This window comes from Kitasatospora sp. NPDC096128, from assembly GCF_040303105.1.
Lineage (GTDB): Bacteria > Actinomycetota > Actinomycetes > Streptomycetales > Streptomycetaceae > Kitasatospora.
Genome location: NZ_JBEOSP010000037.1, coordinates 60542 through 80619, shown reverse-complemented (window position 1 = coordinate 80619; position 20078 = coordinate 60542). Strand labels below are relative to the sequence as shown.

The 20078-nt window shown below is 72.1% G+C and carries 22 protein-coding genes and 1 riboswitch; of the genes, 18 read left to right on the top strand and 4 right to left on the bottom strand.

Annotated features, from left to right (window positions below; translation table 11 throughout):
• Positions 1-22 precede the first annotated feature (22 nt).
• A riboswitch (cobalamin riboswitch) is annotated at positions 23-216 on the top strand.
• 32 nt (positions 217-248) lie between these two features.
• Positions 249-1367, top strand: a complete 1119-nt coding sequence (gene nicT, locus ABTY61_RS32185) for a Nickel transporter NicT (RefSeq protein ID WP_350508656.1) — start codon at positions 249-251, stop codon at positions 1365-1367.
• Between the two features lie 9 nt (positions 1368-1376).
• Here the strand turns inward: nicT and ABTY61_RS32180 are convergent, their stop codons facing one another.
• From ABTY61_RS32180 to rpmG, 3 genes are read right to left on the bottom strand one after another with little or no spacing between them, the layout of a single operon-like run.
• Positions 1377-1517: a hypothetical protein gene (locus tag ABTY61_RS32180; RefSeq protein ID WP_350508655.1), complete on the bottom strand. Its 141-nt coding sequence runs from the start codon at positions 1515-1517 to the stop codon at positions 1377-1379.
• A gap of 50 nt (positions 1518-1567) precedes the next feature.
• A complete protein-coding gene (locus ABTY61_RS32175) occupies positions 1568-1816 on the bottom strand; it encodes a type B 50S ribosomal protein L31 (RefSeq protein WP_350508654.1) in 249 nt (82 codons plus the stop codon).
• Positions 1817-1841: 25 nt separating this feature from the next.
• Positions 1842-2006, bottom strand: coding sequence for a 50S ribosomal protein L33 (rpmG, locus tag ABTY61_RS32170; RefSeq protein ID WP_350508653.1), 165 nt, complete (start codon positions 2004-2006; stop codon positions 1842-1844).
• A gap of 133 nt (positions 2007-2139) precedes the next feature.
• Between rpmG and rpmB the strand changes: the two genes are divergently transcribed.
• The 9 genes from rpmB (at position 2140) to ABTY61_RS32125 (ending at position 8656) form a co-directional block, all read left to right on the top strand.
• Entirely contained in the window at positions 2140-2376 is a 237-nt protein-coding gene (gene rpmB / locus ABTY61_RS32165; RefSeq protein WP_350508652.1) for a 50S ribosomal protein L28, read from the top strand.
• On the top strand, positions 2376-2681 hold the full coding sequence (gene rpsN / locus ABTY61_RS32160; RefSeq protein WP_350508651.1) for a 30S ribosomal protein S14: 306 nt from the start codon (positions 2376-2378) through the stop codon (positions 2679-2681). Before rpmB ends, rpsN begins: the two co-directional genes overlap by 1 nt.
• Before the next feature lie 5 nt (positions 2682-2686).
• The gene (locus tag ABTY61_RS32155) at positions 2687-3853 is read left to right on the top strand and encodes a CobW family GTP-binding protein (protein WP_350508650.1); all 1167 of its coding nucleotides are present in this window, start codon (positions 2687-2689) and stop codon (positions 3851-3853) included.
• A 150-nt stretch (positions 3854-4003) separates the two neighbouring features.
• On the top strand, positions 4004-4177 hold the full coding sequence (gene rpmF / locus ABTY61_RS32150) for a 50S ribosomal protein L32 (RefSeq protein WP_350508649.1): 174 nt from the start codon (positions 4004-4006) through the stop codon (positions 4175-4177).
• 220 nt (positions 4178-4397) lie between these two features.
• Positions 4398-5504, top strand: a complete 1107-nt coding sequence (locus tag ABTY61_RS32145) for a M24 family metallopeptidase (RefSeq protein WP_350508648.1) — start codon at positions 4398-4400, stop codon at positions 5502-5504.
• A gap of 78 nt (positions 5505-5582) precedes the next feature.
• Entirely contained in the window at positions 5583-6146 is a 564-nt protein-coding gene (efp, locus tag ABTY61_RS32140) for an elongation factor P (protein WP_350508647.1), read from the top strand.
• A gap of 4 nt (positions 6147-6150) precedes the next feature.
• On the top strand, positions 6151-6588 hold the full coding sequence (nusB, locus tag ABTY61_RS32135) for a transcription antitermination factor NusB (protein WP_350508646.1): 438 nt from the start codon (positions 6151-6153) through the stop codon (positions 6586-6588).
• A gap of 147 nt (positions 6589-6735) precedes the next feature.
• Complete coding sequence (locus ABTY61_RS32130) at positions 6736-7557, top strand: thioesterase family protein (protein WP_350508645.1); 822 nt, start codon at positions 6736-6738, stop codon at positions 7555-7557.
• Between the two features lie 178 nt (positions 7558-7735).
• Positions 7736-8656 carry a DUF8829 domain-containing protein gene (locus tag ABTY61_RS32125; protein WP_350508644.1) on the top strand — a complete coding sequence of 307 codons (921 nt, stop codon included), beginning with the start codon at positions 7736-7738 and terminating at the stop codon, positions 8654-8656.
• Between the two features lie 115 nt (positions 8657-8771).
• On the opposite strand, the gene bldD is transcribed toward ABTY61_RS32125, so the two are convergent.
• Positions 8772-9275: a transcriptional regulator BldD gene (gene bldD, locus ABTY61_RS32120; protein ID WP_030056198.1), complete on the bottom strand. Its 504-nt coding sequence runs from the start codon at positions 9273-9275 to the stop codon at positions 8772-8774.
• Positions 9276-9604: 329 nt separating this feature from the next.
• Between bldD and pyrR the strand changes: the two genes are divergently transcribed.
• The 8 genes from pyrR to pyrF all read left to right on the top strand — a co-directional run bounded on the left by pyrR (position 9605) and on the right by pyrF (position 19687).
• Positions 9605-10228 (top strand): bifunctional pyr operon transcriptional regulator/uracil phosphoribosyltransferase PyrR, encoded by a 624-nt coding sequence (gene pyrR, locus ABTY61_RS32115; protein WP_350508643.1) that lies wholly within the window; start codon positions 9605-9607, stop codon positions 10226-10228.
• Between the two features lie 5 nt (positions 10229-10233).
• On the top strand, positions 10234-11220 hold the full coding sequence (locus ABTY61_RS32110) for an aspartate carbamoyltransferase catalytic subunit (RefSeq protein WP_350508642.1): 987 nt from the start codon (positions 10234-10236) through the stop codon (positions 11218-11220).
• Between the two features lie 26 nt (positions 11221-11246).
• Positions 11247-12551, top strand: coding sequence for a dihydroorotase (locus ABTY61_RS32105; RefSeq protein ID WP_350508669.1), 1305 nt, complete (start codon positions 11247-11249; stop codon positions 12549-12551).
• Positions 12548-13120: a PH-like domain-containing protein gene (locus ABTY61_RS32100; protein ID WP_350508641.1), complete on the top strand. Its 573-nt coding sequence runs from the start codon at positions 12548-12550 to the stop codon at positions 13118-13120. The genes ABTY61_RS32105 and ABTY61_RS32100 overlap by 4 nt, the downstream gene beginning before the upstream one ends.
• Positions 13117-14274, top strand: a complete 1158-nt coding sequence (carA, locus tag ABTY61_RS32095; RefSeq protein ID WP_350508640.1) for a glutamine-hydrolyzing carbamoyl-phosphate synthase small subunit — start codon at positions 13117-13119, stop codon at positions 14272-14274. The genes ABTY61_RS32100 and carA overlap by 4 nt, the downstream gene beginning before the upstream one ends.
• Positions 14267-17575, top strand: coding sequence for a carbamoyl-phosphate synthase large subunit (carB, locus tag ABTY61_RS32090; RefSeq protein ID WP_350508639.1), 3309 nt, complete (start codon positions 14267-14269; stop codon positions 17573-17575). Before carA ends, carB begins: the two co-directional genes overlap by 8 nt.
• A gap of 136 nt (positions 17576-17711) precedes the next feature.
• The gene (locus tag ABTY61_RS32085) at positions 17712-18815 is read left to right on the top strand and encodes a quinone-dependent dihydroorotate dehydrogenase (RefSeq protein WP_350508638.1); all 1104 of its coding nucleotides are present in this window, start codon (positions 17712-17714) and stop codon (positions 18813-18815) included.
• Between the two features lie 38 nt (positions 18816-18853).
• Entirely contained in the window at positions 18854-19687 is an 834-nt protein-coding gene (pyrF, locus tag ABTY61_RS32080) for an orotidine-5'-phosphate decarboxylase (RefSeq protein ID WP_350508637.1), read from the top strand.
• Positions 19688-20078 lie beyond the last annotated feature (391 nt).

The following is a 20078-nucleotide window of genomic DNA, read 5'->3' as shown; positions in this document are numbered from 1 at the left end:
TGCGAGGGTGGTGCCCTGCCCCTACGGTGTTCCCCGCCGTGGTGCTCGGGAATACCGGTGACGGACCCTCAACGGGTCCTGTTCCGGAGCGGCCCTCGCCACTGTGATCGGGGGAGAGAAGTCCGGACCCACATGCCACTGGGCGCTTCGTGCGCTTGGGAAGGCGGGCCCGGAAGCCCCGTAAGCCAGGAGACCGGCCACGGCATCTCACGAAGTCATTCCACGAGGTGCTGGAGCGTGATCCGAAGATGACCCTGCCCGAAACCGCCGCGCCCGCCGAGGCCGGCGCCGCCCCCTCCGTACTGCCCACCTTCCGGTGGAAGCGCGAGGACACCGTCCGTACCGCCGGGCTGATGGGGGTGATCCTGGCCATGCACGTGGTGGCCTTCGGGACCCTCTTCTTCCTGGTGGCGCCCCACAACTACGCCGTCGGCACCCAGGTCTTCGGGGTGGGCCTGGGCATCACCGCCTACACCCTCGGCATGCGGCACGCCTTCGACGCCGACCACATCGCGGTGATCGACAACACCACCCGCAAGCTGATGGCGGACGGCAAGCGGCCGGTCTCGGTCGGCTTCTGGTTCGCCCTCGGCCACTCCTCGATGGTGGTCATCATGGCCGCCCTGGTGGCGGGCGGCGCCCAGCTGGCGAACACGCTGATGGATGACGACTCGGCCACCCACAAGTGGCTCGGGGTGGTCGGCACCACGGCCTCCGGCGCCTTCCTGTACCTGATCGGCGCGCTCAACCTGGCAGCGCTGCTCGGCATCCTCAAGGTGTTCCGCTCGATGCGGGCCGGGCGGTACGACGAGGCGGAGCTGGAGGAGCACCTCAACTCCCGGGGCTTCATGGCCCGGATCCTGAACCGGGCGACCCGCTCGATCACCCGGCCCGGGCAGATGTTCCCGGTCGGCATGGTGCTGGGCCTGGGCTTCGACACCGCGACCGAGGTCACCCTGATGGTGATGGCCGGTTCGGGCGCGGCGGCCGGGCTGCCCTGGTACGCGATCATCTGCCTGCCGCTGCTGTTCGCGGCCGGAATGAGCCTGTTCGACACCCTGGACGGGACGTTCATGAACTTCGCGTACCAGTGGGCCTTCTCCAACCCGGTGCGCAAGGTGTACTACAACCTGACCATCACTGGGTTGTCGATCGCGGTGGCCTTCATCATCGGCACCATCGAGCTGGTCGGCGTGCTGCACGAGAAGCTCGACCTGACCGACCCGGTGACCGGGTTCATCGCGGACATCTCGCTGGACAACGTGGGCTACGCGATCGCCGGGCTGTTCGTGGTGGTGTGGGCGATCGCCATCGCGTACTGGAAGCTGGCGGGCGTCGAGAAGCGCTGGACGCCCGCGAAGCAGTAGCGAACGGGCTCACGCCGCCGCGAGCAGCGGCGTGCCCGCCACGGCGAGCCCGGCGCCGGTGAGCAGCGGAGGTCGGGAGCGCAGCGCGGGCAGCAGGCCGGCGGTGTCGGTGTCGGTGCCGTCGCCGCGCTGAGGGCCTCCTGCGCACACGTGCCGAGAGCGGCGCCCCCTGGGGAAGGGGGCGCCGCTCTCGTGCGCGGTCAGTGCCGGTCGCCGTACCGGCGGCGGAACTGCTCGACCCGGCCGGCGGTGTCGAGCACCCGGGACTGGCCGGTGTAGAAGGGGTGGCTCGCCGAGGAGATCTCGACGTCGATCACCGGGTAGGTGTTGCCGTCCTCCCACTCGACCGTGCGGTCGCTGGTGGCGGTCGACCGGGTCAGGAAGGCGAGGTCGCCGACCTTGTCGCGGAAGACGACCGGGCGGTAGGCGGGGTGGATTCCGGGCTTCATGGCGGGGCTCCTCCTGGGCTGGGTGTCAGCGCTCTTCGCGGAAGTCGACGTGTCGGCCCGCGACCGGGTCGTACTTGCGCAGGACCATCCGGTCCGGGTCGTTCCGGCGGTTCTTGCGGGTCACGTACGTGTAGCCGGTGCCGGCGGTGGAGCGGAGTTTGATCACGGGGCGCAGTTCGCTGCGGGCCATCGGGCGTCCTCCTGGGGCCTCGGGGTGCGGGGTTCGCGGGGCTGGGTCGAAACCGTACATCGAAATGGATGTCATTTTCATCTGGTGTAACGTGACCTCCGTCCTGCCCATTCCCGGACGCCAGGGAGCACCCATGTCCGCCCACTGCCGGCTCACCGGCCGTCGGCCCGGCTTCGGCAACGCGATCTCGCACTCGCACCGCCGCACCCCGCGCCGCTTCGACCCCAACATCCAGCGCAAGCGCTACTGGCTGCCCAGCGAGGGCCGCTATGTCCGGCTCGTACTGAGCGCCAAGGGGATCAAGACCGTCGACACGATCGGCGTCGAGGCCGCCGTCGCCCGCATCCGCGCCCGAGGGGGGAAGGTCTGATGGCCAAGCAGAGCAAGATCGCCAAGAACGAGCAGCGCCGCGTCGTCGTCGCCCGCTACGCCGAGCGCCGGGCCGAACTCAAGCGGATCATCGCCCACCCCGGCACCGCCCCCGCCGAGCGCGCCGCCGCCCAGGCCGAACTCGCCCGACAGCCCCGCGACGCGAGCGCCACCAGGGTCCGCAACCGCGACGCCGTCGACGGCCGGCCCCGCGGCTACCTGCGCGCCTTCGGCCTCTCCCGGGTCAACCTGCGCGTCCACGCCCACGCCGGACATCTGCCGGGCGTCCGCAAGGCGAGTTGGTGAGCGGCATGGACGGGACCAGGCTCCCGGTGGTGGTGGTCGCCGGGCTGCACCAGGACGAACGGCGGGCCGCCGTCCAGGAGTTGACGGCAGGCGCGGTGGACGCCGTGGTGCTGCGGCACGACCTGCGGGACGCCTCGCAGGGCCTCGTCCACCGCGAACTGCGCGACGCGGGCGGGGCGTTCGACACCGACTCGGTCCCGCTGGTGAACGACTGCGCCTGCTGCGCCCTGCGCGAGGACCTGCTGCCCCGGCTGCTGGCCCTCGCCGACGGGGGCCGGTACGGGCTCGCGGTGGTGGAACTCTGGGGCGGCAGCGACCCGCACCCCGCCGTCGAGGTGCTCGCCGGGGCCGAGGTGGACGGCCGGCCCGTGGAGAGCGCGATCGAGCTCGCGGGCGTGGTCACCGCCGTCGACCCGGACCGGCTGATCGGCGAACTCTCCGTCTCCGACGAGCTGGTGGAGCACGGTGAGCACACCGCCGACCGGGACGAGCGCACCCGCGCCGAGGCGCTCGCCCACCAGGTCGAGTACGCCACCACCCTCGCCGTGCCGCGAGCCACGGCGCACGCGCCGGGGCTCGCCCTGCTGCGCCAGCTCCACCCGACGGCCCGGGTGGTGCGGCTCGGCACCGGCGCGCTCACCCGGGCCGCCCTCGGCGGCTTCGACGTGGCCGCCGCCCGCGACCGCGTCAACCCGGCGATCGCGCTGCTCCCCCAGGAAAGCGACGAGGCCGGGGTGACCACCCTGGTCTGGGAACGCCGCCGCCCCCTGCACCCGGAACGGCTGCACCGGGCCCTCGAACTGCTCGTCCCGGCCGCCCAGCGCAGCCGCGGCCGGTTCTGGCTCGCCAACCGGCCCGACCTGATGCTCGCCTGGGACGCGGCCGGGGCCAACCTCGCGGTCGAGGAGTGCGGGCCGTGGCTCACCTCCCTGCCCGACGCGGCCTGGGACCTCTACCCGCCGGCCCGGCGCGCCGCCGCCGCCCTCGACTGGCACCCGCTGCACGGCGACCGGGTGCAGCAGCTCAGCTTCACCGCGGAGGGCCTGGACGTCGACGGCATCACCGGACTGCTCGACTCCTGCCTGCTCACCGACTCCGAACTGGCTGCCGGCGAACCCGGCTGGAAGGCCCTCCCGGACGCCTTCCAGGACCTCCTCGATCCCGTCCACTGATCGGACCCCGTCCACTGAAGGAGCGCCGATGCGCACCCGACCCATGACGCCGAAGCCCCGACCCGACCCGCTGATCGCGGCCGGCGCCGAGTGCCTCGACGACACGGCCCTCCTCCCGTAGCCTCCGGCACCACCCGTTAGGAGCCCCCGATGGCAGTCCCCAAGCGCAAGACCTCCCGCAGCAACACCCGGCACCGCCGCGCCCAGTGGAAGGCGACCGCCCCCAGGCTCGTCCCGATCACCCTGAACGGGCGGGAGATGCTCGTCCCGCAGAACCTCGTCCCGGCCTACCGCCGGGGCCTGCTCGAACCGGGCACCCCGTAGCGCCTGTCCGGCGGGGTGGCCGGGTGCGGGCTGTGGGGCCCGGGCGTCGGCCGGTTGCCGCCGGGCGGGGTGTGGGCTCCGCCCGGTGAGGGTGGTCCGGGGCGGTGCCGTGGGGGCGCCGCTCCGGTCCGGGAGGGGCGCGGGGGGCGCAGTGGGGTGTCGGCGCGTCCGTCGGGGTGCTCGGCGGGCGGTTCGGGCCGGGGGTTCGTAGGCTCGACGCATGGCGGATGCGTACGCGGGGCGGCGGGAGCGGGTGAGGGAGCACTGCAGTGCGGCCGGGGCCGATGCGGCGCTGATCACCCGGGCGGCGAACGTGCGGTATCTGACGGGCTGCGCGCCCTGCGGGGCGACCTTGCTGCTGACCGGGGAACGGGCGCTGCTGTCGCTGCCGGACGACCTGCCGCCGGACGATGCGGGGGAGCACCTGATCGCCGCGGACGTCACCCAGGTGCCGGTGTCGGCCGGGGCGGACACCGCTTTGGCCGCCGCGGCCGCCGCGGGGCGGCTGGGGGTGCGGGAGCTGGCGGTGGAGGAGCACGACCTGACCGTCACCCGGCACCGCGCGGTCGCGGGACTGGTGGAGGGGGCCCGGCTGGCGGACCTCGGCCAGGTGGTGGAGCGGCTGCGGGTGGTCAAGGACGAGCACGAGATCGCGGACCTGCGGATCGCCGCCGAGATCGCCGACCAGGCGCTCGGCGAGCTGCTGGAGTCGATCCTGGTCGGCCGGACCGAGCGGCACCTGGCGATGGAGCTGGAGCGCCGGATGATCGACCACGGCGCGGACCGGGCGGCCTTCCCGGTGTCGGTCGGCACCGGCAGCCACTCCGGCCAGCCCGCCCACCAGCCGACCGACCGCCGGGTGGAGGAGGGCGACTTCCTCACCGTGGTGATGGGCGCCCAGTACCGCGGCTACGGCGTCTCGACCGCCCGGACCTTCGTGATCGGCGCCGCCCCGGCGCCCTGGCAGGTCGAGCTGCACCGGCTGGTCTTCCGCGCCCAACGGGCCGGTCGGGAGGCCCTCGGCCCGGGCGTGGAGCAGTGCGTACCCGACCGGGTCGCCCGGCAGGTCCTGGAAGCTGCCGGCCACACCGAGGCCTCTCCGCACCCGGTGGGCCACGGCATCGGGCTGGAGATCAGGGAGGCGCCGCGCCTCGGTCCGTCGGACATGGGTAAACTGGACAGCCGCGTGCCGGTCACCGTCGGCCCAGGGGTCCACCTCCCGGGCAAGGGCGGGGTCCGGATCGAGGACACGCTCGTCGTGCGCCCCATCGAAGAGGGCGGGCCCGAGCTGCTCACCATCACCACCAAGGAGCTCCTCGCCCTGTGACGGCGGCCCCCGAAGGCCGTCGGCGACAGGACGCGGCCCTTGGTTCCTTGACAGCTATATCCAGGAGTTAGTGCGCCCGTGGCTTCCACGAACGATCTCAAGAACGGCATGGTCCTCAAGCTGGAGGGCGGCAAGCTCTGGTCCGTCGTCGAGTTCCAGCACGTCAAGCCCGGCAAGGGCCCGGCCTTCGTGCGTACGAAGCTCAAGGAGGTCCTGACGGGCAAGGTCGTCGACAAGACCTTCAACGCCGGCACCAAGGTCGAGACCGCCAACGTCGACAAGCGCGGCATGCAGTTCTCGTACAAGGACGGCGAGAACTTCGTGTTCATGGACATGGACACCTACGACCAGCTCACCATCGAGCCGGCCGTCGTCGGTGACGCCGCCAACTACCTGCTGGAGGGCTTCGAGGCCCTCGTCGCGACCAACGAGGGCGCGGTGCTCTACATCGAGCTCCCGACCTCCGTCGAGCTCGAGATCTCCCACACCGAGCCGGGCGTCCAGGGCGACCGCTCCACCGGTGGCACCAAGCCGGCCACCCTGGAGACCGGTGCCGAGATCCAGGTCCCGCTCTTCGTCGTCACCGGCGAGAAGGTCAAGGTCGACACCCGCGACGGCAGCTACCTCGGCCGGGTGAAGTAAGTCCGTGTCGGCCGCACGTAGCAAGGCCCGCACTCGGGCCTTCCAGATCCTCTTCGAGGCCGACCACCGCGGGGTCGACCCGCAGCAGGTCCTCGCCGACTGGGTGGCCCGCGCCCGCGAGCCCAAGCCCGACGAGGGCACCCCGCAGGTGGGCGAGTACACCATGGAGCTCATCGAGGGGTACGTCCAGCACGCGCGTCGCATCGACGACCTGATCGAGCAGTACGCGGTGGGCTGGACCCTCGACCGGATGCCGATCGTGGACCGCAACGTCCTGCGGCTCGGCGCGTACGAGCTGATCTGGGAGGACGGCGTTCCGGACGCGGTCGTCCTGGACGAGTCCGTCGAGATCGCCAAGGAGTTCTCCACGGACGACTCCCCGGCCTTCGTCAACGGCATGCTCGCCCGCTTCCTGGAGCTGAAGCCGAGCATCCGCCGGTAGCCGGTGATGCCCGCCGACGGCCGTCGGACCCGATGTCTTCGGGTCCGGCGGCCGTTTCGCGTTTCACCCGTGGGGCGTAATGTGGAGCCTACTCGTCAGTAACTTCGCTGGTGAACCCGTCAGCGACCCGAAGGGCAGGCCACACCCATGACCACCGCGACCCGCAGCGAGTTCGACCGGGGCATCGCCCTCACCAGACACCCCGAGGAAGCCGGCCGCTACGAGGCCGAGCTCGGCGCCGGCTGGCAGGTCGGCGGCGGGGTCAACGGCGGGCTGCTGCTCGCCGTGGCCGGACACGCGCTGTCGCTGGAGCACGGACAGCACCCCGACCCGGTGTCGATCAGTGGTTACTACCTGTCCGCCTCCACCCCCGGCCCGGCCACCGTCCGCACCGAGGTGCTGCGCACCGGCCGCGGGCTGTCCACCGGCACCGCCTCGCTCAGCCAGGACGGCGTCGAACGCCTGCGCGTGGTCGCCAGTCACGGCGACCTCGCCACCGCCGACGGCGAGGTGCGCACCACCGCGACCCCGCCGCAGCTGCCGCCGCCGGACCAGTGCATCGGCGTCGAGCACGCGCCCAGGCAGCTGATCGAGCAGGCCGCCCTGCTGGAGCGCTTCGACCTGCGGCTCGACCCGGCCACCGTCGGCTGGGCGCTCGGCCAGCCCTCCGGCAACGGCCGGATCCAGGGCTGGTTCCGGCTCGCCGACGGCCGCGAGCCCGACCCGCTGCTGCTCCTGCTGGTCGCCGACGCGCTGCCGCCGGTCACCTTCGACCTCGGCCTGCCCGGCTGGGCCCCGACCGTCGAACTGACCGTCCACCTGCGGGCCAAGCCCGCACCGGGCTGGCTGCGGGTGGTCCACTCCACCCGCAACGTGGCCGGCGGCTACTTCGAGGAGGACGCCGAGGTCTGGGACGAGGCCGGCCGCCTGGTCGCCCAGTCCCGCCAGCTGGCCCGGGTGCCGCGCTGAGGCTGTTGCGCCGAGGTCGTCGCGCTGAGGTCGCCGTGCGGCCTATTACCGGTGGTTACATTCCTGTGACACGCCGTACGTGTGTGGCGCGCGGAACTGGGGAGTAACACGGTCAGCGGCGAGCCCAGCCGCTGACCGTGACCACCCGACAGCCGCCCGCCGACGCAAGGAGCCACCGATGACCAGCCGCAAGGGCCGCGCCCGCCGCAACTCCGACTGCACGGCCGGCGGCCTGCGCCCCGCGCCCCGGGCGCCGCACCGGCCGCGGCGGGTCGACGGGACCGAGCAGGCGGTCGTCCTCGGGGTGCTCACCAACGCCGCGGACTTCGCGCGGGCCCGCGCCCGGGGGGTCTGCGACGCCCCCGACTACGAGTACTACCTGGCCGACACCGCCGAGCTGCTGGCGGACGCGCTGGAGCGGTTCGAGACCGTCCGGGCCCGGATGTTCCACCCGCAGGACTTCGAGGAGTTCTGCCTGCTGCACGGCCTGGACCCGGCCGAGCCCGCCGCCCGCGACCGCTACCTGGTCAACCCGCCGCTGCAGACCCAGCTGCTGCCCTACCAGGGCGAGGAACTGGCGGGGGACTTCGTGCCGCGGCTGGTCCGCGCCCGGGAGAACGGGCTGACGCTCTGCCACGCCGACCTGCTGCTCGACGGCGGGCTGTACGGGGGTGCGGAGGAGATCGACGAGGAGCACGCGCGCTGGGTGCGGGCCGCCTACCAGCGCGGCGCCGAGGTCTTCCGCCGGATGCTGGTCGGCGCGGGCGCCGGAGTGTACGAGCTGCGCCTGCGGGTGGACGCGCCGGGCGGGCGGCTGGCCGCGGCGGCCCGGGTCCTGCAGTGGGAGGACGGCGTGGTGCGGATCAACGACGAGGACCTGGAGCTGGTCTGCGCCGTGCTCTGCGCCGGGCTGGCGCTGGAGCTGCCGGCCGTCGCGGTGCTGCACGGCTCGCAGGGCTCGGCGGCCTCCTGCGGGGAGTACCTGCCGGCCGCCTGGGCCTGGTCGAGCGGCGGGCCGGACTGGGCGCCGGCCGCCCGCCCGGTGCGGCTGGACGGGGTCGCGGCGCAGCCGGGCTACAGCCTGGGGACGGTCTGCTGAGCCGGTGGCAGCAGGGAACGCCAAGGCGCGGAACCCCGGGTCCGGGGCACCGCGCCGTGACGTTTCTGCTTGCCAGTGCTCGGTCCCCGCGGGGGGAACCGGGTGCGGGCGAGCGTCAGCTCGCGTCCTCCTCGCGCACCGCCCGGCGCGCGTCGGGGTTGAGTACGCCCCAGGAGATCAGCTGCTCGGTGAGGATCGACGGCGACTGGTCGTAGATCACGGCCAGCGTGCGCAGGTCGTCCTGGCGGATCGAGAGGACCTTGCCGTTGTAGTCGCCGCGCTGGCTCTGGATCGTCGCAGCGTAGCGCTGCAGCGGTCCGGCCTTCTCCGACGGGACCTGGGTCAGTCTCTCCAGGTCGAGGACCAGGCGCGGCGGCGGCTCGGCCGCGCCGCCGGGGGTGCCGCCGGGCAGGAGCTCCTGCACCGGCACGCCGTAGAACTCGGCGAGTTCGGCCAGCCGCTGCACGGTGACCGCACGGTCGCCGCGCTCGTACGAGCCGACGACGACTGCCTTCCAGCGCCCCTGGGACTTCTCCTCGACACCGTGCAGGGAGAGCCCCTGCTGAGTGCGGATCGCTCGGAGCTTGCCTCCGAGCTGCTTCGCGTAGTCGCTGGACATTGATCTCCCCGGACGAGATTGCTTCGCGTTCAGTGGTGGGTCACGGGCGTTGCCGGCGTCGTTACCGGTGGGTTCGACGCCTGTCTCGTAACTCACTGTGAGGTTACGTAGAGTAAGTAGTTGCGTCAAGCCGAATGGGGCAGTCGTGCGAATGGCCCGCATCGTCGGCGCGTCCGGTGCATGAACCCGGTGAAGCGGAATGATGGAGGTCCGTTTGCCTCCCGGCGCGCTGATAGGATGACCCGAAGCCCGCGCCCGGTCGGCGGGGGCGAATCCCAGACATCCTTTAAGGCCCGTCCAGTGAGGCGGGGAAGGAGGTCCGCTTCGGCATGACCACACACCAGGAACAGACGCCGCGACCGCCGCACCAGGTGCTGGACGGCACGGACATCGCCCGGGTCGTCACCCGGATAGCGCACGAGATCGTCGAGCGCGCCAAGGGCGCGGAGGACGTCGTGCTGCTCGGCATCCACACCAGGGGCGTCCACCTCGCCCGCCGCCTGCACGGCCGGCTGGCCCAGATCACCGGGCGCGACATCCCGCTGGGCACCCTGGACATCACCATGTACCGGGACGACCTGCGGCTGAAGCCCGCCCGCGCCCTGGAGCACACCGAGATCCCGCCCGGTGGCATCGACGGCAAGCTCGTCATCCTCGTCGACGACGTGCTGTTCTCCGGCCGCACCATCCGCGCCGCGCTCGACGCGCTGAGCGACATCGGCCGCCCGCGCGCCGTGCAGCTCGCCGTCCTGGTCGACCGCGGCCACCGCGAGCTGCCGATCCGGGCCGACTACGTGGGCAAGAACCTCCCCACCTCGCTGCGCGAGGCCGTGCAGGTCCGCCTGGCCGACACCGACGGCGTGGACGCCGTCCTGGTCGGCGACCGCGACCACGCCTCCCGCAGCTCGCAGGCCCTGGCCTCCCAGCCCACCGAACCGCACCTCCCGGAGTAGCCCGCGTGAAGCGCCACCTCGTCTCCGCCGCCGATCTCAGCCGCGACGACGCGCTGCTGATCCTGGACACCGCCGAGGAGCTCGCCCAGCTCTCCGGCCGGGCCGTCAAGAAGCTCCCCACGCTGCGCGGCCGCACCGTCGTCAACCTGTTCTTCGAGGACTCCACCCGCACCAAGACCTCTTTCGAGGCCGCGGAGAAGCGACTGTCCGCGGACGTCATCAACTTCTCCGCCAAGGGCTCGTCCGTCTCCAAGGGCGAGAGCCTCAAGGACACCGCGCTGACCCTCCAGGCGATGGGTGCCGACGCGGTCGTCATCCGCCACCACGCCTCGGGCGCGCCGGCCCGGCTGGCCCAGTCCGACTGGCTGCACGGCAGCGTGATCAACGCCGGTGACGGCACCCACGAGCACCCCACCCAGGCGCTGCTCGACGCCTTCACCATGCGCCGCCACCTCAACGCCGGCCTCGGCAACGACCTGGCCGGGCGCCGGGTCACCATCGTCGGCGACATCCTGCACAGCCGGGTCGCCCGCTCCAACGTGCACCTGCTGACCACCCTCGGCGCCCAGGTGACCTTCGTCGCCCCGCCGACCCTGCTGCCGATCGGCATCGAGAACTGGCCCTGCGAGGTCAGCTACGACCTCGACAGCGTGCTGCCCAAGACCGACGCGCTGATGATGCTGCGGGTGCAGCGCGAGCGGATGAACGCCGCGTTCTTCCCGACCGAGCGCGAGTACAGCCGCCGCTACGGCATGAACGGCATCCGGATGGCCCAGCTGCCCGGGCACGCCATCGTGATGCACCCCGGCCCGATGGTCCGCGGCATGGAGATCACCGCCGAGGTCGCCGACTCGCCGCGCTGCACCGTGGTCGAGCAGGTCGCCAACGGCGTCTCCGTCCGGATGGCCGTCCTGTACCTGCTGCTCGGCGGCGCCACCCTCGCCGACGCCCCCGCCGCCCCCCGCACCGACTCCGTGGAGACCGCTCAGTGAACGACCGAAGCGAGCGAACCGACAACATGGTCAGCTACCTGATCCGCAACGCCAGGATCCTGGGCGGCGCCCCGCAGGACCTCCACCTCGCCGACGGTGTCGTCCAGGCGATCGGCACCGGTCTGGCGGTCGAGGCGGACATCGAGATCGACGCCACCGGCATGATCGCCCTGCCCGGCCTGGTCGACCTCCACACCCACCTGCGCGAGCCCGGCCGCGAGGACGCCGAGACCGTGCTCACCGGCACCCAGGCCGCCGCGATGGGCGGCTTCACCGCCGTGCACGCGATGGCCAACACCACCCCGGTGGCCGACACCGCCGGTGTGGTCGAGCAGGTCTGGCGGCTCGGCCAGGAGGCCGGCTACTGCGACGTGCAGCCGGTCGGCGCCGTCACCGTCGGCCTGGAGGGCAAGAAGCTCGCCGAGCTCGGCGCGATGCACGAGTCCGCGGCCGGCGTCCGGGTCTTCTCCGACGACGGCAAGTGCGTGGACGACGCGGTGCTGATGCGCCGCGCCCTGGAGTACGTCAAGGCCTTCGACGGCGTCGTCGCCCAGCACGCCCAGGAGCCGCGGCTGACCGAGGGCGCCCAGATGAACGAGGGCCAGGTCTCCGGCGAGCTCGGGCTGGGCGGCTGGCCGGCCGTCGCCGAGGAGTCGATCATCGCCCGCGACGTGCTGCTCGCCGCGCACGTCGGCTCCCGGCTGCACGTCTGCCACCTCTCCACGGCCGGCTCGGTCGAGATCGTCCGCTGGGCCAAGTCCAAGGGCTGGGACGTCACCGCCGAGGTCACCCCGCACCACCTGCTGCTCACCGACGAGCTGGTCCGCTCCTACGACCCGGTGTACAAGGTGAACCCGCCGCTGCGCACCGCCGAGGACGTCCAGGCACTGCGCAAGGCGCTGGCCGACGGCACCATCGACGCCGTCGCCACCGACCACGCGCCGCACCCGGCCGAGGACAAGGACTGCGAGTGGGCCGTGGCCGCGATGGGCATGGTCGGCCTGGAGACCGCGCTGTCGGTCGTCCAGCAGACCATGGTCGACACCGGCCTGCTGAACTGGGAGGGCGTCGCGGACCGGATGTCGCACCGCCCGGCCCGGATCGGCCGTCTCACCGGCCACGGCCGGCCGATCTCGGTGGGTGAGCCCGCGAACCTGGTGCTGTTCGATCCCGCGTACCGTGGTGCCGTGAACCCCGAGACCTTCGCCACCCGCAGCCGCAACACCCCTTACAAGGGCATGGACCTGCCCGGACGGGTGCACGCCACCTTCCTGCGCGGTCGCGCCACCGTGCTGGCCGGCGAGCTGGCGGAGCAGGGCGGCCTGGTGTGACCGGCTACGCCACGCTCGCCAGGGAACAGGCGAAGGTCACCGACTGGCCGGGCTACATCGGCTGGTCGATCGGGCTGCTGATCATCATCGGCCTGGTCTACTGGCTGATGCGCCAGGGCTGGAACTGGCGGCGCACCCTGCAGTCCGGGATCCCGCCGCTGCCCGCCGTGCCGGCCCGCGCCGGACGCACCATCCTGGAGACCAGCGGCCGGTACCACGGCACCACCACCGCCGGGAACTGGCTGGACCGGGTCGTCGCGCACGGCCTGGGGACCCGCAGCCGGGCCGACCTCACCCTCGGCGCGGACGGCCTGCTGGTGCAGCGCCCCGGCGACGTCGACTTCTGGATCCCGGCCGAGCACCTCACCGGTGCCCGGACGGACTCCGGGATCGCCGGAAAGGTCGTCCCCTCCGGACTGCTCGTCGTCACCTGGGCCCACGAGGGCGCCGAGCTGGACTCCGGCTTCCGGGCCGACCACCCCGATGAGCACGCCGCCTGGGTCGAGGCGATCAACGAGCTCGCAACACGTACTACGAAGACGAAGAAGACGGAAGAGGCCGCGCAATGACCGCACCTGCCCCCACCACGCAGCGCCAACGGCGGGAGCGCATCCCGGCCGTGCTCGTCCTGGAGGACGGCCGGACCTTCCGCGGCCAGGCCTACGGCGCCACCGGCGAGACCTTCGGCGAGGCGGTCTTCAACACCGGCATGTCCGGCTACCAGGAGACCCTCACCGACCCGTCGTACCACCGCCAGGTGGTCGTGATGACCGCGCCGCAGATCGGCAACACCGGCTGGAATGACGAGGACGACGAGTCCAAGCAGATCTGGGTGGCCGGCTACGTCGTGCGCGACCCCGCCCGGGTGGCGTCCAACTGGCGCTCCCGCCGCTCGCTGGACGAGGAGCTGACCCGCCAGGGCGTCGTCGGCATCAGGGGCATCGACACCCGCGCGCTGACCCGCCACCTGCGCGAGCGCGGCGCGATGCGCTGCGGCATCTTCTCCGGCGAGGCGCTGGCCGACCCGGCCGCCCTGCTCGCCCGGGTGCAGCAGTCGCCCGAGATGAAGGGCGCCGACCTCTGCGCCGAGGTCGCCACCACCGAGCCCTACATCGTGCCCGCCGTCGGTGAGAAGAAGTTCACCGTCGCCGCGCTGGACCTCGGCATCAAGGCGATGACCCCGCAGCGGATGGCCGAGCGCGGCATCGAGGTGCACGTGCTGCCGGCCGGCTCCACGCTGGAGGACGTCTACGCGGTCAACCCCGACGGCGTGTTCTTCTCCAACGGCCCGGGCGACCCGGCCACCGCCGACCACCAGGTCGCCGTCGCGCAGGGCGTGCTGGAGCGGGCGACCCCGTTCTTCGGGATCTGCTTCGGCAACCAGATCCTCGGCCGCGCCCTCGGCTTCGGCACCTACAAGCTCAAGTACGGCCACCGCGGCATCAACCAGCCGGTGCAGGACCGCACCACCGGCAAGGTCGAGGTGACCGCCCACAACCACGGCTTCGCCGTGAACGCGCCGCTGGACAAGGTGAGCGACACCCCCTACGGGCGGGTCGAGGTCTCCCACGTCTGCCTCAACGACGACGTGGTCGAGGGCCTGCAGGCACTCGACGTCCCCGCCTTCAGCGTGCAGTACCACCCCGAAGCGGCCGCCGGCCCGCACGACGCCGCCTACCTGTTCGACCGCTTCGTGAAGCTCATGGAGGGCCAGCGTGCCTAAGCGCACTGACATCAAGTCCGTCCTGGTGATCGGCTCCGGCCCGATCGTCATCGGCCAGGCCGCCGAGTTCGACTACTCGGGCACCCAGGCCTGCCGCGTCCTCAAGGCCGAGGGCCTGCGGGTCGTGCTGGTCAACTCCAACCCGGCCACGATCATGACCGACCCGGAGATCGCCGACGCCACCTACGTCGAGCCGATCACCCCGGACTTCGTCGAGAAGATCATCGCCAAGGAGCGCCCCGACGCGCTGCTGCCGACCCTGGGCGGCCAGACCGCGCTCAACACCGCGATCTCGCTGCACAGCGCCGGCACGCTGGAGAAGTACGGCGTCGAGCTGATCGGCGCCGACGTCGTGGCGATCAACAAGGGCGAGGACCGCGAGCTGTTCAAGGGCGTCGTCGAGGCCGTCAAGGCCAAGATCGGCCACGGCGAGTCCGCCCGCTCGGTCATCTGCCACACCATGGACGAGGTGCTGGCCGGCGTCGACACGCTCGGCGGCTACCCGGTCGTGGTGCGCCCCTCCTTCACCATGGGCGGCGCCGGCTCCGGCTTCGCCCACGACGAGGAGGACCTGCGCCGCATCGCCGGCCAGGGCCTGGCCCTCTCGCCGACCACCGAGGTGCTCCTGGAGGAGTCCATCCTCGGCTGGAAGGAGTACGAGCTGGAGCTGATGCGCGACAAGAACGACAACGTCGTGGTCGTCTGCTCCATCGAGAACTTCGACCCGATGGGCGTGCACACCGGTGACTCGATCACCGTCGCCCCGGCGATGACCCTCACCGACCGCGAGTACCAGATCCTGCGCGACATCGGCATCGCCGTGATCCGCGAGGTCGGCGTCGACACCGGCGGCTGCAACATCCAGTTCGCCGTCAACCCCGTCGACGGCCGGGTCATCGTCATCGAGATGAACCCGCGCGTCTCCCGCTCCTCGGCGCTCGCCTCCAAGGCCACCGGCTTCCCGATCGCCAAGATCGCCGCCAAGCTGGCCGTCGGCTACACCCTGGACGAGATCCCCAACGACATCACCGAGCAGACCCCGGCCTCCTTCGAGCCGACCCTCGACTACGTCGTGGTCAAGGTCCCGCGGTTCGCGTTCGAGAAGTTCCCGAGCGCCGACGCGACGCTGACCACCACCATGAAGTCGGTCGGCGAGGCCATGGCCATGGGCCGCAACTTCCCCGAGGCGCTGCAGAAGGCGCTGCGCTCGCTGGAGAAGAAGGGCTCCCAGTTCAGCTGGACCGGCCCGCTCGGCGACAAGACCGAGCTGCTGGTCAAGGCCACCGTGCCGACCGACGGCCGGATCAACACCGTGATGGACGCCATCCGGGCCGGCGCCACCCCGGAGGAGGTCTTCGAGTACACGAAGATCGACCCGTGGTTCGTCGACCAGCTCTTCCTGCTGGACGAGATCGCCGGAGAGCTGGCGGAGGCCGCCGAGCTCACCCCCGAGCTGCTGCGCCACGCCAAGCGGCACGGCTTCTCCGACCAGCAGATCGGCGAGATCCGCGGCCTGCGCCCGGACGTCGTCCGCGAGGTGCGCCACGCGCTCGGCATCCGCCCGGTGTTCAAGACCGTCGACACCTGCGCCGCTGAGTTCGCCGCCAAGACCCCGTACTTCTACTCGTCCTACGACGAGGAGAGCGAGGTCGCCCCGCGCACCAAGCCGGCCGTGATCATCCTCGGCTCGGGCCCCAACCGCATCGGCCAGGGCATCGAGTTCGACTACTCCTGCGTGCACGCCTCCTTCGCGCTCGCCGAGGCCGGGTTCGAGACCGTCATGGTCAACTGCAACCCGGAGACCGTCTCCACCGACTACGACACCTCCGACCGGCTCTACTTCGAGCCGCTCACCCTGGAGGACGTGCTGGAGATCGTCCACGCCGAGCAGCAGGCCGGCCCGCTGGCCGGTGTGATCGTCCAGCTCGGCGGCCAGACCCCGCTGGGCCTGGCACAGGCGCTCAAGGACAACGGTGTGCCGATCGTCGGCACCCAGCCCGAGGCGATCGACCTCGCCGAGGAGCGCGGCGCCTTCGGCCGGGTGCTGCGCGACGCCGGGCTGCCCGCCCCCAAGCACGGCACCGCCTTCTCCTTCGCGGAGGCCAAGGCGATCGCCGACGAGATCGGCTACCCCGTGCTGGCCCGCCCGTCCTACGTGCTCGGCGGCCGCGGCATGGAGATCGTCTACGACGAGGCCTCGCTCGCCTCCTACCTGGAGCGGCACGCCGGTCTGATCTCCGAGCACCCGGTGCTGATCGACCGCTTCCTGGACGACGCGGTGGAGATCGACGTCGACGCGCTCTACGACGGCACCGAGCTCTACCTCGGCGGCGTCATGGAGCACATCGAGGAGGCCGGCATCCACTCCGGCGACTCCGCCTGCGCGCTGCCCCCGATCACCCTCGGCGGCTACGACATCAAGCGCCTGCGCACCTCCACCGAGGCCATCGCGCGCGGTGTCGGCGTCCGCGGCCTGATCAACATCCAGTTCGCGCTGGCCGGGGACATCCTCTACGTGCTGGAGGCCAACCCGCGCGCCTCCCGCACCGTCCCGTTCACCTCCAAGGCGACCGCGGTGCCGCTGGCCAAGGCCGCCGCCCGGATCTCGCTCGGCGCCACCATCGCCGAGCTGCGCGCCGAGGGCCTGCTCCCGGCCGAGGGCGACGGCGGCACGCTGCCGGCCGACGCGCCGATCGCGGTCAAGGAGGCCGTGATGCCGTGGAGCCGCTTCCGCGACATCCACGGCCGCGGCGTGGACACCGTGCTCGGCCCGGAGATGCGCTCGACCGGTGAGGTCATGGGCATCGACAAGGTCTTCGGCACCGCCTACGCCAAGGCCCAGGCCGGCGCGTACGGCGCGCTGCCGACCAAGGGCAAGGTCTTCGTCTCCGTCGCCAACCGGGACAAGCGCAACCTGGTCTTCCCGGCCCGGGCGCTGGTCGGCCTCGGCTTCGAGGTGCTCGCCACCGCCGGCACCGCCGAGGTGCTCCAGCGTGGCGGCATCCCGTCCACGCTGGTGCGCAAGCACAGCGAGGGCGAGGGCCCGAACGGTGAGAAGACCATCGTCCAGCTGATCCACGACGGCGAGGTCGACCTGATCATCAACACGCCGTACGGCACCGGCGGGCGCCTGGACGGCTACGAGATCCGCACCGCGGCGGTCTCCCGCGGGGTGCCCTGCCTGACCACCGTCCAGGCCATGGGCGCGGCGGTCCAGGGCATGGACGCGCTGCTGCGCGACGAGGTCGGAGTGATGTCGCTCCAGGAGCACGCCGAGCTGATCAACGCCGGCCGCAAGTAGCACCACCGCAGTGGGGGGCACCGGAGCCGGATTGGTGCCCCCCACTCGTATGCCCGCCCGTCGCCCACCACCCCGCTTCCTTCGACGGGCCGCGCCCGCGCCCTGAACTCGCTGCTGCCTTCGGAGTTGATCCGCTTTGTACAAGTTCCTGTTCGACCTCGTCTTCAAGAAGATGGACCCCGAGAAGGCCCACCACCTCGCCTTCTTCTGGATCCGGCTGGCCTCCTCGGTGCCCGGTCTGCGCACCCTGGTGCGGCTGGTGCTCGCCCCGCGCGACCGGGCGCTGCGCACCAGGGCCCTCGGCCTCGACCTGCCCGGCCCGTTCGGGCTCGCGGCCGGGTTCGACAAGAACGGCGTCGGCATCGACGGCCTGGCCATGCTCGGTTTCGACTACGTCGAGATCGGCACCATCACCGGTGAGCCTCAGCCCGGCAACCCGGCGCCCCGGCTGTTCCGCCTGGTCGAGGACCGCGCGCTGATCAACCGGATGGGCTTCAACAACCAGGGCTCGGCGCGGGTCGCCGCCCGGCTGGCCGCCCGCCCGCACACCAGCTCCACCCCGGTGATCGGCGTCAACATCGGCAAGACCAAGGTGGTCGAGGAGGCCGACGCCGTCGCCGACTACGTCAAGTCGACCGAGCGGCTGGCCAAGTACGCCGACTACCTGGTGGTCAACGTCAGCTCCCCGAACACCCCCGGGCTGCGCAACCTCCAGGCCGTCGACCACCTGCGCCCGCTGCTCGCCGCCGTGCGCGAGGCCGCCGACCGCACCACCGCGCACCACGTCCCGCTGCTGGTCAAGATCGCCCCCGACCTGGCCGACGAGGACGTCGACGCCGTCGCCGACCTCGCCCTGGAGCTGGGCCTGGACGGCATCATCGCCACCAACACCACGATCGGCCGGGACGGCCTGCTGGCCGACCCGCAGCGGGTCGAGGAGATCGGCATGGGCGGCCTGTCCGGCGCCCCGCTCAAGGCCCGCGCCCTGGAGGTGCTGCAGCGCCTGCGCGCCCGCACCGGGGGCCGGCTGACCCTGGTCTCGGTCGGCGGCGTGGAGACCGCCGAGGACGCCTGGCAGCGGATCATCCACGGCGCCGACCTCGTGCAGGGCTACAGCGCCTTCATCTACGAGGGCCCGTTCTGGTGCCGCCGGATCCACCGGGGCCTCTCCGCCCGGGTCCGCGGTGCGGGCTTCCGTGACCTCGCCGCGGCCGTCGGCAGCGCCGTCCGCAGCTCGTGAACCCCCGTACTGCACCCGGAAATCCTGGAAAGGACGACATGACCCTCGCCCCGTTCGGCGCCCGGCTGCGCCAGGCCCTCGACACCCGAGGCCAGCTCTGCGTCGGCATCGACCCGCACGCCTCCCTGCTCTCCGCCTGGGGGCTCGGCGACGACCTCGCCGGGCTGGAGACCTTCAGCCGGACCGTGGTGGAGGCCCTGGCCGACCGGGTCGCCGTGCTCAAGCCGCAGGCCGCCTTCTTCGAGCGCTTCGGCAGCAAGGGCGTCGCGGTGCTGGAGAAGGCCGTCGAGGAGGCCCGGGCGGCCGGTGCGCTGGTGCTGATGGACGCCAAGCGCGGCGACATCGGCTCCACCATGGCGGCCTACGCGGAGGCCTTCCTGTCGCCCGCCGGACCGCTGTTCTCCGACGCCCTCACGGTCAGCCCGTACCTGGGCTTCGGCTCGCTGCGGCCGGCCCTGGACCTGGCCCGCGAACAGGGCTGCGGGGTGTTCGCGCTGGCGCTCACCTCCAACCCGGAGGGCGCCGAGGTGCAGCGCGCCGTCGGCGCGGACGGCGAGCCGGTCGCCGCCTCGGTGCTGCGCCGGCTGGCCGCGGAGAACGCGGACGCCGCGCCGCTGGGCTCCTTCGGCGCGGTGGTCGGCGCGACGCTGGCCGACGCGGGCGTGGACCTGGCCATCAACGGCCCGCTGCTGGCCCCCGGGATCGGCGCCCAGGGCGCGACCATGGCGGACCTGCCGCGGGTGTTCGGCGCCTCGGTGATCAACGTGGTGCCGAGCGTCAGCCGGGACGTGCTCAAGCACGGGCCGTCGGTGCCGGCGCTGCGGGCGGCCGCGGAGCGCTTCGTCGGGGAGTTCGCGGACGCCGTCAAGTAGCGGCCGACGCCGTCGGGCCGGAGCCGTCAAGTAGCGGAAGCGGTCCGGCCGGTAGCGGCGCGGTAGCCGATCGGTGACCGTGCGCAGTGTCCGCAGGACGGCGGGGCGGCACCGGGGTCGACGTGAGCGCCGTCACATCGACCCCGTCAAAGTTTCGCAATCGCGGTCATTTTGCCCTGGAAAGTCCTGGTCGGCCTTGGCTGACCAGGACTTTTCGTGTTCTTTTCCTGACGTGGCGCCGCAATGCGGGTAGTGTCCGGCGATAGGTCATCGGCGAGCCGCGAAACCCGTAGCTCCCGCAGGTCAGGGCTCTGTGGTTCCCCATTGGGCTCCCCTTGCGGACGGTGTCCTCGGTACCAAACCAGTCATAGCTCAATCCCTTCCTTCCACA

Bases quoted from the DNA above. Each gene is read 5' to 3' on its own strand.
- nicT (WP_350508656.1), top strand. From the start codon at position 249: ATGACCCTGCCCGAAACCGCCGCGCCCGCCGAGGCCGGCGCCGCCCCC.
- ABTY61_RS32175 (WP_350508654.1), bottom strand. From the start codon at position 1,816: ATGAAGCCCGGAATCCACCCCGCCTACCGCCCGGTCGTCTTCCGCGAC.
- rpmG (WP_350508653.1), bottom strand. From the start codon at position 2,006: ATGGCCCGCAGCGAACTGCGCCCCGTGATCAAACTCCGCTCCACCGCC.
- rpmB (WP_350508652.1), top strand. From the start codon at position 2,140: ATGTCCGCCCACTGCCGGCTCACCGGCCGTCGGCCCGGCTTCGGCAAC.
- rpsN (WP_350508651.1), top strand. From the start codon at position 2,376: ATGGCCAAGCAGAGCAAGATCGCCAAGAACGAGCAGCGCCGCGTCGTC.
- ABTY61_RS32155 (WP_350508650.1), top strand. From the start codon at position 2,687: ATGGACGGGACCAGGCTCCCGGTGGTGGTGGTCGCCGGGCTGCACCAG.
- rpmF (WP_350508649.1), top strand. From the start codon at position 4,004: ATGGCAGTCCCCAAGCGCAAGACCTCCCGCAGCAACACCCGGCACCGC.
- ABTY61_RS32145 (WP_350508648.1), top strand. From the start codon at position 4,398: ATGGCGGATGCGTACGCGGGGCGGCGGGAGCGGGTGAGGGAGCACTGC.
- ABTY61_RS32130 (WP_350508645.1), top strand. From the start codon at position 6,736: ATGACCACCGCGACCCGCAGCGAGTTCGACCGGGGCATCGCCCTCACC.
- ABTY61_RS32125 (WP_350508644.1), top strand. From the start codon at position 7,736: ATGACCAGCCGCAAGGGCCGCGCCCGCCGCAACTCCGACTGCACGGCC.
- bldD (WP_030056198.1), bottom strand. From the start codon at position 9,275: ATGTCCAGCGACTACGCGAAGCAGCTCGGAGGCAAGCTCCGAGCGATC.
- pyrR (WP_350508643.1), top strand. From the start codon at position 9,605: ATGACCACACACCAGGAACAGACGCCGCGACCGCCGCACCAGGTGCTG.
- ABTY61_RS32105 (WP_350508669.1), top strand. From the start codon at position 11,247: ATGGTCAGCTACCTGATCCGCAACGCCAGGATCCTGGGCGGCGCCCCG.
- carA (WP_350508640.1), top strand. From the start codon at position 13,117: ATGACCGCACCTGCCCCCACCACGCAGCGCCAACGGCGGGAGCGCATC.
- pyrF (WP_350508637.1), top strand. From the start codon at position 18,854: ATGACCCTCGCCCCGTTCGGCGCCCGGCTGCGCCAGGCCCTCGACACC.